Genomic DNA, 12,960 nt, shown 5'->3' with positions numbered 1-12,960 from the left:
ATAATTGCATTGGAATCCTTGATGATAACCTTCACCAGCCGCCCTTCGCGGCGAACGATCACGAGTCCAGGTTCAAAAAGCCCTGAACGGGTTGTGCCTGGGAGAATGGACTCCCATTTCCTGCTTTTTGTCCTTGTTAAAAAAATCCAAACGCGTTAGAGCGCAATGTTTTCATCAATCGGAAAGGTATTCAAGGAAGGAGCATAGTGATGTCGATTGGAAAAATTGTGCTGGCGGACCGGGTCTTGCAAATCCCCCCGTCGCCGACCCTTGCCGTTAATGCAAAGGCCAAGGCCCTGCGGGCTGCCGGAGCGGATATTCTCAACTTCAGTGTCGGTGAACCCGATCTGCCAACGCCGACCCACGTGTGCAACGCTGGAAAGCAGGCCATCTACGATGGGCACACTCGCTATACACCGGTCCCAGGAATTCTCGAGTTGCGTGAAGCGATCTGCGCCCGGTTCAAAAGGGAGCAGGGGTGGGAATACACTCCCGATGAGATACAAGTCAGTTGCGGCGGCAAGCACGGACTCTACAATATTTTCCAGGCGATATTGAATCCCGGTGACGAAGTGCTCATTCCTTTGCCGTACTGGGTTTCGTATCCACCGATGGTCCAACTCGCGGGCGGCACACCGGTCTTTGTCCCTCTCAGAGAAGAAAATGGATTTGATCTCGAGCCGTCGGTCCTGGAGCAATACGCTACCTCTAAAACCAAGGCCATCATTCTCAACAGTCCCTCAAATCCCACCGGGGCCGTCCTTTCCCTGGCCGCTTTGGAGGTGGTTGCCGCCATGGCACTGGAGCATGGCTGGCTGGTCGTGTCCGATGACATGTATGAGGAAATTTCCTACACAGAAGGGAAGATTCCCCATATCCTTCATGTGGACCCGCGGTTGCGTGATCAGGTGTTGATTTCCAACGGCGTATCAAAGTCGTATGCCATGACCGGCTGGAGGATAGGGTACACAGCCGGGCCTCTGGACGTGATCAAAGCGATGAACAAGATCCAGAGTCAGTCCACCTCGAATCCGGCCGCGCCATCTCAGTACGCGGCACTGGCTGCCTTGACGGGACCCCAGGACTTCCCCGCTCTTCTGCGGGAAGCCTTCCTGCCACGCCGGTCTTTTTTTGTTCGTGAACTGCAGGCGCTGGAAGGGGTGAGCTGCGTCACTCCCATGGGAGCTTTTTACGTTTTTCCTAATTTTTCGGCTTATTACGGCAAAACGTGCCAAGGGAAGACCATCGATGGTTCTGTTGCTCTTGCCGATTATTTTCTCAGCGAGGCCAGGGTCGCCAGTGTCCCGGGGGCAGCCTTCGGGGCTGATGACTTCATCCGTTTTTCTTTTGCCACCTCACTGGAAGTGATTGGCAAGGGTATGGAGCGCATCAAGCAGGCACTCAAAGTGCTGCAGTGACACACTTTGAAGGGGAGCGGAGTGCGGAGGATCAGGGGGCTGCCATTTTCCAGCAGCTCCCTTTCCTGCTGAGCCAGGGAACGGCTCTTCGGTGTACATGAAGGACATCATGTACCGGGTTTACTGGTCCCTTTATCTTTCCTCTGCCTGGATCCGTGAGCGTTCGATTAAAGTAAACCTTATCGGATGGGTACGGCAATGAAGATCGCGTACGGACGGATGCCCCGAAGAGCGGCTGGTGAAGGGTATTGTCAAGGATTCGGCTACAATTATAAGATGAGTACAGCACGATATATTCAAAACAAGAACCCAGCCGTCACGGATTCAGGTCTTTGTTTATTTTGACTTTATTCAGCAGAGCCTGCAGTCTCCATGGTGAGGAGAGACACTCCTGACCGAGGTGTTCTTTAGCGACCACCTCGCAGAAATTGAGAAACTCGGCCATGAGCCGGGTGATGATCTTGTCCTTGTGCTGGATGATCCAAAGCTGCCGGCTGGTGTCGATTCCCTCAATGGGCAGGATTATCAACCAGCCTTCTTCTGCTTCCCGGCAGACCGTCAGCATGGACAGGCAGGCTGCACCCACCCCGGATTCCACCGCCTTTTTGATAGCCTCTGTATGACCGGTTTTGGTGGCTACCTTGAGCAGCGAGGCATGGCGACCAAGTTTTTTGGTGAAAATTTCTGCTGTTCCTGAACCTTCCTCCCGCATGACCCAGCTGGTTTCCTTCAAATCGTCAGGGACCACGAAAGATTCGCGTTCGGCCAAGGCATGGGTTGAACTGACGATGATCCCGAGCTCATCTTCAAACCAGGGCGTCGCCACCAGCGACTCCACATTGATATCTCCCTCAACAAAACCAAAGTCCGCCTGCCCGGAAGCAACCAGTTTTTCCGCAGTCATGGTGTTGACCACCAGCATGTTGATATGAGCTTCGGGGTGCATGCGCATGAAAGCGCCGATAAGGAAAGGGAGAACATAGTTGCCGATGGTGGAACTGGCGACGATCTCGAGCACTCCGGCAACCGCACCGTGCTGTTCGGTAAGAACGGTTTCGATATTTGCTACCTGATGGAGAATGGTTTTAGCAAGGGGAAGGAGATAGCGGCCGCGATCGTTGAGCAGCAGGCTGCGACCATGGCGGTCAAAGAGAGGTCCTCCCAGTTGATTTTCCAATTCTCCCAGGGCCATACTGACAGCGGATTGCGTTAAAAGAAGCCGTTTACTGGCCCTGGTCACCTGTTGCGTTTCAGCGACGGCAATAAAAATTTCCAGTTGACGAAAGGTTATAGCCATGAGACAGTCTCGTATCAGTGCGGCTGAACAAGTGTATGATTTCAATTGAAAGGACTCGTTAAACTAACATTTCATAAAATTAGGTCAACGATTTTTCTAGGGAATTAAAAAATATTTTCATCGCTGCACGAAAATGATTGAGTAATCATTCATGGCTATTATGCTTGACATCGCAGGTGCAATTCGGTAGCTTGATAAAAGGTGCTGATCAATTGCATCATTCTGATTGATGTTGTCGTCGATATATTCAGGAGAGAAAAATGGATCAGGTTGTTCTCACCAATATCATCTACATTACTCTTTTTCTGATCGGAGCCCTTACGTTCGGCTTCGGTCCCATCATCATCGTCAAACTCCTCAGCCCTTCTTCGCATACCCGGGAATCAGCCGGTCGAACCGGTCAGTTGATCGAGTGCGGCATGGAACCCATTGGCAGCGCCTGGGTCCGCTATGGCATTGTCTATTACCTCTATGCGCTGATTTTCCTTGCCTTTGCCGTCGATATTCTCTTTCTTTTTCCCGTTGCCGTTGCTTATAACAGCCCGGAACTCGGATACCTGGATCTCATCGAAATTGTTCTGTTTGTTTCTATTCTGTCCTTGGCTGTTGTCTATGCCTGGCGCAAAGGAGTGTTCACGTGGGAACGGAAAACCTACCAACATCAATAGTACGGTTCGCCCAACTCGACAAACTGCTCAACCTCGGCCGGGCCAACTCTCTCTGGCCCATGACCTTCGGGCTGGCCTGCTGCGCCATTGAGATGATGTGCACTGGCGGATCGCGCTATGACCTCTCCCGCTTCGGTGCCGAAGTCTTTCGCCCTTCACCCCGACAAAGCGATGTGATGATTGTCGCCGGCACGGTCAACAAAAAATTGGAGCTTGCTGTCAAAACCCTGTACGACCAGATGCCTGAGCCCAAATGGGTGATCGCCATGGGTAACTGCGCCATTTCCGGCGGACCTTTCAAATTCAAGGGAAATTACAACGTGATTGAAGGAGTGGATAAACTGTTTCCCGTTGACGTTTATATACCCGGTTGTCCACCCAGACCGGAAGCCCTGCTGGAAGGGATCATAACTCTTGAGGAAAAGATTACCGGAAAACGGCGTTGGCCCCGGGTCTACGCGAGCTGAGCTGGAGGCTTTCATGGAGAGATACGAAAAAACCCGGAGCGCTCTTTCCCCCTTGTTTCCATCAGGGCACGAGTCAGAGGCAGTTGGTACCGAGGAAAGTGAAGCCGATTCTTCGCCACAGCAGCGGTTACCGGGAGTTGTGGTTACCGAGTACAGCCGCACCGGCAGCCATCTCGATGTTGTTTGTCTTCCCGATCAGTTGATGGCCGTAGCCGGGGTTCTCGAGGATGAAGGGTTTTTCCTCGAATCAATTGCCGGAGTTGACTGGCTGGAGCAGGGCCAACTGGAAATTATCTATGATTTTAATCTCCTCGGCGGTGATCAGTGCCGGGTTATGGTTCGGACTTTTGTCGATCGCAGCGAGCCGGTGGTTCCGACGCTTACGGGAATTTTTCCGGCTGCTGACTGGCACGAACGCGAAACTTTTGACTTCTACGGGCTTCATTTTCAAGGTCACCCGGATCTGACCCGCATTCTTCTACCTGAAGACGCTGATTATCATCCACTTTTAAAGGATTTTATGCCATGACCGTCCCCATATCCCCACGGCATGATGAAACCTTTGTGCTTAACCTGGGGCCCCAGCATCCCGCTACCCATGGTGTTTTACGTGTCAAACTCACCATGGATGGTGAGTATATTGTTAAAGCGGAACCCGTGCTGGGCTATATCCATCGTATGCATGAAAAAATGGCCGAGGCAGGGACCTTTGCCCAATTCATGCCCAACACAGCCCGCATGGATTACCTCCATGCCCTGGCTTTTAATCACGGCTGGGCCCTGGTTGTGGAAAAAGCCGCCGGCATTGAAGTTCCGCCGCGGGCTGAATACATTCGGGTCATTACGGTCGAACTCAATCGGATACACAGTCATCTGCTCTGGTGGGCCGCGAATCTCCTTGACCTCGGTGCATTCACCCCCCTGCTGTACGCCTTTGATGATCGGGAACAGGTGATCGATCTGCTTGAGCGGGTCACCGGTTCTCGGCTGACTTATTCCTATATGCGCTTTGGTGGGGTGTTAAATGATATCGACGAAGACTTCATCGCCGGCACCCGTGCTTTTCTGGTTCGACTCCGGGAACGGATGCCCGTCTTTTACCATGACCTGGTCACCAGCAATATCATTTTCATCAAAAGGGTTAAAGACATAGGCATTATCACCCCCGAAATGTGCCGCCGCTACGGGGTTACCGGGCCGGTGGCACGTGGCTCAGGAATCAACTACGATGTCCGCAAGGATGAACCCTATTCAGTGTATCCGCATTTCGATTTTGATGTCCCGGTCTTCCATGAATGTGATTCCATGGCCAGATACATGGTGCGGGTGCAGGAAATGGAACAGTCCATGCGCATTATCGAACAGGCCCTCGACGCCTTGCCCGACGGTCCCATCATGGCCAAGGTGCCGAAAATGCTCAAACCCGAGGCCGGATATTATTATTCGGCAGTGGAAACCGCCCGGGGATTGCTTGGGCATCGTCTGGTCTGCAATGGTGACAAGAATCCCTATAAATTGAAATTGCGCTCGCCGACCTTCTCCAACCTGAGCCTGTTCGGTGAAGTAACCCAGGGTATGCTGCTTGCGGACGCCCTGGCTTTTCTGGGCAGCCTGGATCTGGTTATCCCCGAGATTGACCGCTGATCGGCGGAGGTGAACTGTATGGAAACGAGTATTTGGCATGCTCTGCTATATCTGGTGGGCATCCTGGCTTTTGCCGGCCTCAATGCCGCTTATCTCGGTTATTGCGAGCGAAAGGGCGCCGCCCGGATCCAGAGGCGGAGCGGCCCCACGGAAGTTGGCTATGCCGGACTGCTGCAACCCCTGGCCGATGGTATCAAACTGATGAGCAAACAGTTGCTCGTCCCCAAGGGTGTTGACGGAATTATTTTCCGGGCGGCTCCGATTCTTGCAATGGTCCCGGCGATCACCTCCATGGCGGTAATTCCCTTTTCCGGCAACATTCAGGCCCGGGCCATGGAACTATCGGTGCTGCTACTCTTTGCCCTGGCCGCTCTGGCCATGTTCGCCATTCTTCTCGGCGGCTGGGCATCGGGCAATAAATATGCCCTCATCTCGTCAACTCGGGCTGTTTCCCAGACCCTGGCCTACGAAATTCCGATGTTATTCACCGTCATCACCGTGGTCCTGATTTCTGGCTCCCTGAACCTGCAGGATATTGCCCTTGATCAGCAGGGTGGTTTCTGGCGCTGGAATATCTTCCGGATAGAAAACGGCCATTTCCTGACCATGTGGATTTCGTTTCTCATCTTTTTTATATGTACGATAGCCGAAACAAATCGTGCTCCTTTTGACATGGCGGAAGCGGAGAGCGAACTGGTGGCTGGATTCATGACCGAATATGGCTCCATGGGTTTTGGTCTGTTCATGATGGGTGAATATCTCAACATTGTCGTGGCGGCCTGCCTGACAACAGTCCTGTTTCTCGGTGGCTGGGACTGCCCATTGGGACTGATCCCGGGTGTGTGGTGGTTTCTCATAAAAATTTATATTCTCATCTTCACTTTCATCTGGATACGCTGGACCTTCCCACGGACCCAGATCTACAAACTCTTGAATCTGAATTGGAAAATACTGATCCCATTCTCAATGGTGAACCTGCTGATCACAGCGGTTCTGATCAAGGTGTTCTGATATGAGTGCTTACTGGCGCGACATTTTTTACGGCAGCAAGAGCCTGATCAAGGGAATGCTGATTACCGGCCGGCAATTTTTCAAACCAGTGGTCACCGAACAGTATCCCTATGAAACCCCCACCTTGCCTCCCTTGTTCCGAGGCCATATCGAATTGATCGGCAATGCGGAATCCGGCCTGCCCAACTGTGTTGTCTGCATGATGTGCCAGCGTGCCTGCCCATCGGATTGCATCAGCCTGGGGGGGAAGAAAGCCGAAGGAGGCAAGGGCAAGGTTCTGACCTCCTATATTCTCGATTTTACCAAATGCAGCCTGTGCGGTTCCTGCGTGGAAAGCTGTAAATTCGATGCCCTGCGGTATTCCCACGAATATAATCTGGTCAGTTTCAATAAAGATGACTTTATCATCGATCTGATGAAACGGTTGGAGGAACAGAACAGATGCAAACAATAATCTGCCAGCCGGCCACGACTCCGGCTCTTTTTACCGCCGAGGGAGTGGTTGGTGTCATTTTTCTGGTGACCATCGCCATGGTGGTCATCGGTGGTCTGATAGCGGTGCATGCCCAGCGCTTGGTGCGAGCGGTTGCTGGATTGGCTCTCTGCTTCACTGGTTTGGCAGGGGTCTATTATTTCCTGCTGAGTCCCATTGTTGCCATGATGCAGCTTTTAATATATGTCGGTGCAGTTTCTGTCCTCATCGTCCTCGGCATCATGCTGGCCTCTCCCGAGGAAGCCGCACCCGTTGACGAGAAACCAACAACGGACATCAAACATCGATCCGTTCTTGCCGGACCGCTGGCGGCCAGTATCGCGGGTTTGCTGTTTGCATCGCTGGCTATCCTGGGGTTGAAAACACAGTGGCAGGTCTTTCCCCGGGAAGGAGAGGGTGATATACACGCCGTTGGCATAACCCTGCTCACCACCCATGGAATGGTATTTGAACTCATATCCATCGTTCTGGTCATGGCCATTATCGGCGCCCTGGTCCTCGCCCAGAGAGGGAGAAATTAATCCATGCAACTACTGAATCTGTATAATTGCCTGCCAGCCTATATGTTGATCAGTGCCCTGCTTTTCTCTTTCGGTGTTTATGGCCTGATCATCCGCCGCACAGTGATTGGCATGCTGATATCCGCTGAACTCATCCTGGCCGCGGCCGCTACCAATTTCATGGCCTTCAACCGTTTTCTCGCTCCGGACCCAACCATTGGTCAGGTATTCGCGCTGTTTATCATGGCCATTGCCGCTGCCGAGGCAGCCATCGCTATCAGCATCATGATCGCCGTTTATCGGAACTATAAAAGCATCGATACCGACGATCTTGTTGATCTACAGAGGTAACCGGAGGAAATGATTATGGAAGCTGTTTCCACCACCCATACTGTCAAAAGCTTCTACCTGCTCCTGGCGGTACTGATCCCGCTGGTCGGCAGTCTGGTGGTTATGACCCAGAAGAACCGCCCCAACCTGCGGGAACTCGTCTCTTCCTGCTCTTCGGTGCTGCTTTTTCTTGTTGTTCTTTCCTTTATCCCGGCGCTGAAGGCTGGTCAGACCCTGGTCTTTCCGATTTTTCAACTTCTACCCGGTCTCTCCATCACCTTGCGGGCGGACGGTTTTTCCATGATTTTCGCCTTGGTTGCCTCATCACTGTGGGTCATTGCCGTCTTTTATTCCATGGGGTACATGCGGGCCCACGACGAACCCTGTCAGACCAGATTTAATGCCTGTTTTGCCCTGGCCATTTTCGGGGCCATCGGTGTCGCCTTTGCAGACAACCTGCTCACCCTTTACCTTTTTTATGAGATTGTCTCGGTCTGTACCTATCCGTTGGTCGCTCATCACCAGGACAAGGAATCCTATGACGGGGCGCGAAAATATATTGTCTATCTGACCACCACGGCAAAACTCTTTCTCCTTCCGGCCCTTATTCTCATCTATGTTCTGGTCGGCAACCTCGATTTTCCCCACACAATCTCCACCGGGATCCTTCCCGCCGACACCGCCGACTGGTTGGTGATCATGCTTTACTTCTTCTGCCTCTTCGGTTTTGCCAAAAACGGCATCATGCCGTTCCATCACTGGCTACCGAGCGCCATGGTTGCTCCTACGCCGGTTTCCGCCTTGCTCCATGCGGTGGCCGTGGTCAAGGTCGGCGTCTTCTGTACGACCCGGGTCATGCTCTACGTCTTTGGGGTCGAAATCATGACCGACCTGAATCTTGGTATTTTCACCGCCTATTTCGTTGGCTTCACCATTATCATGGCCTCGATCATCGCCCTGTCCAAGGACAATCTCAAGGCTCGGTTGGCCTACTCCACGGTCAGCCAATTATCATATATTATCCTTGGCGTGGCCTTGTTGACACCGGCTGCCATCGAGGGCGGCCTGATCCACATCGTCAACCACGCTTTTGCCAAGATCACCCTGTTTTTCTGTGCCGGAGCCATTTATATTGCCGCGCATAAAAAATACATCTCTGAAATGAGTGGGCTGGGGCGGATCATGCCTTTCACCTTCGGGGCCTTTGCTGTCGCCTCTCTGTCGATGATTGGTGTGCCGCCGGTTGCCGGATTTGTCTCAAAATGGTACCTGCTGGTCGGGTCCATGGATGCGCACCAGGTCGGCATTCTGGTGATTCTTATCGTTTCGACGGTCTTGAATGTCGGGTATTTCGCCCCGGTAACCTATAAGGCTTTTTTTGGCAAACGTCCGCCCGGCGAGACAGAAACCGGCATCAGGGAGGCTCCCCTCAGCATGCTCATCCCTCTGCTGATTGCCGTAACTGTCTCGGTGATCATTGGAATCTTCCCTAACTTCATGATGCAATTTGTCAGGATGGTGACAGGATGACGAACCTCATTGAAAAGCTGCGGAATCATCTCAAAACGGTGGTGGTGATTTGCCTGGCCCTGCTTGCCGTTATATCTGGCCTGTCATTGCTGATTGACAGTAGCCACGCCCACTCCTGGGCTGATCGGTATATCCCTTTTTTCTGGTCTTTTTTCGGCTTTGCCGCTGCCGCTGCCATCATCGGTATTACCCATGTGCTGCGACGCGCCGGCATCCAGGCACCGACCACCTTTTACGACCGTTCTGACGCCACCGACCGTGAGGAAGAACAATGACGACCGGTTTCATTCATCCCTCTCTTATCCTGATCCTGGGAGCGCTGCTGCTGCCTTTTGTTCAGGGACCGTTGAGAAGACCCTATCTTTTTCTCATTCCATTACTGACCCTGCTGGTTGTCATGGTTAATGGGACGCTTGCCGGCAACCATGGGCTGGTGACTTTTCTTGACTGGCAGCTGGTTTTCGGCCGGATCGATAAACTTACCACCGTGTTTGCCCTGATAATGGCTGTTATCGCTGTCCTGGGCACCTTGTATGGATTACATGTCGATCGAGCCGGTGAACACATTGCGGCCTGGTTTTATGTTGCCGGCTCCCTGGGGGTGATATACAGCGGTGATTATCTGAGTCTTTTCCTGTTCTGGGAGATGATGGCCTTTGCTTCGGTTTTCCTTATCTGGTACCGGCGAGGAGCCCAATCATTGCGAATCGGATATCGGTACCTCATCATGCACACCATCGGCGGGGTCATCCTGCTCGCCGGCATTCTGCTACGCTATCAGGCCGTGGGAGATATCACCTTTGATTTGATGGATGTCGCTCATCCGGAGCTGTATACATGGTTGATCATGATCGGTTTCGGCCTCAACGCCGCCATTGTGCCTCTGCATACCTGGTTGCCCGAGTCCTATGCCGAGGCGACCTTCAATGGCTCGGTCTTCCTCTGTGCCATCACTACAAAAACCGCGGTCTATACCCTGGTCCGGGGCTGTGCTGGCATGGAAATCCTGGTGGTGATCGGCGTGATCATGGCCTTGTATGGCGTCGTGTACGCGGTGATGGAAAATGACATTCGCAAACTGCTGGCCTGGTCGATAGTCTCCCAGGTGGGGTATATGATTGCCGGAATCGGTATTGGCACGGCCATGGCTGTCAACGGTGCGGTAGCCCACGCCGTTGTGCACATTTTATATAAAAGCCTGCTTTTTATGGGTGCCGGTACGGTTCTGTATATGACCGGAAAATCCAAGTTCACCGAACTGGGTGGGTTGTACTCCAGAATGCCGGCAACTTTCTTTTTCACCATCATCGGTTGCCTGTCCATATCCGCAGCTCCTTTTTTTGCCGCCTATGCAAGTAAATCGATGATCATCAACGCCGGATTCGACAGCCATTTTACCTGGACGTCCTGGCTGCTCATGTTTGGTGCGACCGGTACTTTCCTCTACAACGGGCTCAAGCTTCCTTATTTTCTTTTTTTCGGCACCAATAACTGCAGTGAGGAGACCTGGAATAGAGCCGGTGACCCCACCTGGAATATGATGATCGCCATGACCATCGGGGCCACTCTCTGTGTTCTGGCTGGAACCGCCCCAGGTTTCCTGTATGCGATGCTGCCCTACGAGGCCGTCTATAATCCCCACACATTGTATCATCTGCTGGAAACACTCCAACTCCTCGGTTTTGCCGCCCTGGCCTTCTTTCTCTTGCAAAAATACCTCGAGCCTGTGGACAGCATCTGCCTTGATATCGACTGGCTCTATCGTCAGGCCGGCAGTGCTTTTCTCTGGGTGGTCAATAAGCCGCTGCAGTGGTTCGATACCGTGTGGGGCGAGGCATATCGGGTGGTCGGGCTCCATTCATTAATGGTGGTCAGTCGATTCTGGAGCTGGTTTGACTGGCATGCTATTGATGGTGTTGTTGATGGACTGGCCCGCTCCGTGCGTGCTTTGGGCGGGAAGGTACGCCTCCTGCAAAGCGGTCAAATTCAGATGACCCTTTTCTGCGCTTTTTCCCTGGCCGCGATTCTGCTCGTCACCTTCATCTTTTTTCAGTTGCTTTAAGGGGACATAGAGAATGGATCTGTTACTGATCAAAGAGGGTTTTCCCCTCCTTACTTTCCTGATTTTCCTGCCCTTGGCCGGGGCGGTTGTCCTCCTGCTCTACCAGGGAGAGAAATTTGCCCGGCTGTGGACGCTTGCCATCACCTCGGTGACCGCGCTCTTTTCGCTTCTACTCATCATTGGGTTCGATAGATCCACCCCGAAGTATCAGTTTGCCGAAGTCTATGATTGGATCCCACGCTTTGATATCAGTTACATTGTCGGTATCGATGGCATCTCCATCCTGCTGGTTGTCCTCACCACCTTGATCATGCCCTTCTGCGTCCTTGCCTCCTGGAAATACATCAAGACCAGAGTGGCACTGTTCATGTTCTGTCTACTGATCATGGAGATGGCCATGATCGGTGTTTTCGTGGCCCTGGATTTCATCCTTTTCTTTATTTTCTGGGAATTCATGCTCATTCCCATGTATCTGCTCATCGCCATCTGGGGCGGGCCGCGCAAGGTCTATGCGTCGATCAAGTTTTTTATCTACACCTTGGCCGGATCTGTGCTCCTGCTGGTGGCCATCATCGCCCTTTATCTGCAGACCGGCAGCTTTTTCATCCCGGACATGATGTGGCAGTCCTATACAACCATTTTTCAGGTTCTTGTTTTTCTCGCTTTTTTTCTGGCCTTTGCCATCAAGGTCCCCATGTTTCCCTTTCATACCTGGTTGCCAGCCGCCCATGTGGAGGCACCAACCGCCGGATCCGTGCTGCTTGCATCGATTTTATTGAAAATGGGTACCTATGGCATGCTGCGTTTCTGTTTACCCATCACTCCGGAAGCCACCCTGCTCCTGGCAACGCCGATTCTCTGGTTGTCCATTGCCGGCATCCTCTACGGCGGTTTCACCGCGCTGGCGCAGCAGGATATGAAAAAATTGATAGCGTATTCCTCAGTCGGCCACATGGGTTTTGTGACCCTGGGGATTTTCGTGCTCAATAGCCGGGGGCTGGAAGGGGCCATTCTGCAGATGATCAATCATGGCGTGACCACCGGTGCTCTCTTCCTCTGCGTGGGTATGATATACGAGCGTATTCATAGCCGGGAACTGTCGCTTGCCGCCGGACTGGGCAAATACATGCCCTGGATGGCTACTTTTCTAGTTGTTTTCTCCCTGGCTGCCTTCGGTTTCCCGGGGACCAACGCCTTTATCAGTGAACTCCTGGTACTGGCCGGGGCCTTCGAGTACAGTATTGTGCTGGCCCTTGCCGCCATCCCCGGCGCGGTTCTGGCTGCTGCCTATATGTTGCGCATGTTGCAGAAAGTTGTTTGGGGGGGAGTCAACAATCCCGATCAGTCCAACCTCACCGATCTTACTGTCCGTGAAATCGTGATCCTGACACCATTTTTGATCTTTGTTTTTTGGATTGGGTTAGGACCGCAACCGTTTATCGACCTGATGCACACCTCTGTCCAGCATTTGCTGGAACAGTTTCACGGCTGGCATGACCAACATCAGGTGACCGCCACCCTGTGGCGATAGGCCCATGAG

The 12,960-nt window shown here is 52.7% G+C and carries 14 protein-coding genes; 13 read left to right on the top strand and 1 reads right to left on the bottom strand.

The genetic code is table 11. From position 1 onward, the window contains the following. The first annotated feature begins 209 nt into the window (after positions 1-209). The gene (locus JWG43_RS13185) at positions 210-1,418 is read left to right on the top strand and encodes a pyridoxal phosphate-dependent aminotransferase (protein ID WP_205243410.1); all 1,209 of its coding nucleotides are present in this window, start codon (positions 210-212) and stop codon (positions 1,416-1,418) included. 316 nt (positions 1,419-1,734) lie between these two features. Here JWG43_RS13185 and JWG43_RS13180 read toward each other — a convergent pair whose 3' ends face one another. After that, on the bottom strand, positions 1,735-2,715 hold the full coding sequence (locus JWG43_RS13180) for a LysR substrate-binding domain-containing protein (RefSeq protein WP_205243409.1): 981 nt from the start codon (positions 2,713-2,715) through the stop codon (positions 1,735-1,737). 260 nt (positions 2,716-2,975) lie between these two features. Between JWG43_RS13180 and JWG43_RS13175 the strand changes: the two genes are divergently transcribed. From JWG43_RS13175 to JWG43_RS13120, 12 genes are read left to right on the top strand one after another with little or no spacing between them, the layout of a single operon-like run. Further along, a complete protein-coding gene (locus tag JWG43_RS13175; protein WP_205243408.1) occupies positions 2,976-3,383 on the top strand; it encodes an NADH-quinone oxidoreductase subunit A in 408 nt (135 codons plus the stop codon). After that, entirely contained in the window at positions 3,353-3,850 is a 498-nt protein-coding gene (locus tag JWG43_RS13170; protein ID WP_338033269.1) for an NADH-quinone oxidoreductase subunit B, read from the top strand. Before JWG43_RS13175 ends, JWG43_RS13170 begins: the two co-directional genes overlap by 31 nt. A 13-nt stretch (positions 3,851-3,863) precedes the next feature. Continuing rightward, positions 3,864-4,379, top strand: coding sequence for an NADH-quinone oxidoreductase subunit C (locus JWG43_RS13165; RefSeq protein WP_205243407.1), 516 nt, complete (start codon positions 3,864-3,866; stop codon positions 4,377-4,379). After that, complete coding sequence (locus JWG43_RS13160; RefSeq protein ID WP_205243406.1) at positions 4,376-5,494, top strand: NADH-quinone oxidoreductase subunit D; 1,119 nt, start codon at positions 4,376-4,378, stop codon at positions 5,492-5,494. The genes JWG43_RS13165 and JWG43_RS13160 overlap by 4 nt, the downstream gene beginning before the upstream one ends. Positions 5,495-5,512: 18 nt before the next feature. Continuing rightward, complete coding sequence (nuoH, locus tag JWG43_RS13155; RefSeq protein WP_205243405.1) at positions 5,513-6,505, top strand: NADH-quinone oxidoreductase subunit NuoH; 993 nt, start codon at positions 5,513-5,515, stop codon at positions 6,503-6,505. Between the two features lies 1 nt (position 6,506). Next, on the top strand, positions 6,507-6,959 hold the full coding sequence (locus JWG43_RS13150) for a 4Fe-4S binding protein (RefSeq protein WP_205243404.1): 453 nt from the start codon (positions 6,507-6,509) through the stop codon (positions 6,957-6,959). Further along, on the top strand, positions 6,947-7,519 hold the full coding sequence (locus JWG43_RS13145; RefSeq protein ID WP_205243403.1) for an NADH-quinone oxidoreductase subunit J family protein: 573 nt from the start codon (positions 6,947-6,949) through the stop codon (positions 7,517-7,519). Before JWG43_RS13150 ends, JWG43_RS13145 begins: the two co-directional genes overlap by 13 nt. Before the next feature lie 3 nt (positions 7,520-7,522). After that, positions 7,523-7,849: an NADH-quinone oxidoreductase subunit NuoK gene (gene nuoK, locus JWG43_RS13140; RefSeq protein WP_205243402.1), complete on the top strand. Its 327-nt coding sequence runs from the start codon at positions 7,523-7,525 to the stop codon at positions 7,847-7,849. A gap of 15 nt (positions 7,850-7,864) precedes the next feature. After that, on the top strand, positions 7,865-9,358 hold the full coding sequence (locus JWG43_RS13135) for a monovalent cation/H+ antiporter subunit D family protein (RefSeq protein WP_205243401.1): 1,494 nt from the start codon (positions 7,865-7,867) through the stop codon (positions 9,356-9,358). Next, a complete protein-coding gene (locus JWG43_RS13130; RefSeq protein ID WP_205243400.1) occupies positions 9,355-9,633 on the top strand; it encodes a hypothetical protein in 279 nt (92 codons plus the stop codon). The genes JWG43_RS13135 and JWG43_RS13130 overlap by 4 nt, the downstream gene beginning before the upstream one ends. Further along, positions 9,630-11,420 (top strand): Na(+)/H(+) antiporter subunit D, encoded by a 1,791-nt coding sequence (locus JWG43_RS13125; protein WP_205243399.1) that lies wholly within the window; start codon positions 9,630-9,632, stop codon positions 11,418-11,420. Before JWG43_RS13130 ends, JWG43_RS13125 begins: the two co-directional genes overlap by 4 nt. A 13-nt stretch (positions 11,421-11,433) precedes the next feature. Next, positions 11,434-12,951 carry a complex I subunit 4 family protein gene (locus tag JWG43_RS13120; RefSeq protein ID WP_205243398.1) on the top strand — a complete coding sequence of 506 codons (1,518 nt, stop codon included), beginning with the start codon at positions 11,434-11,436 and terminating at the stop codon, positions 12,949-12,951. The last annotated feature ends 9 nt before the right edge of the window (positions 12,952-12,960 follow it).

It is taken from the genome of Desulfobulbus alkaliphilus (assembly GCF_016918545.1).
GTDB lineage: Bacteria > Desulfobacterota > Desulfobulbia > Desulfobulbales > Desulfobulbaceae > Desulfobulbus > Desulfobulbus alkaliphilus.
This window is presented reverse-complemented; position numbering and strand designations above follow the sequence as displayed.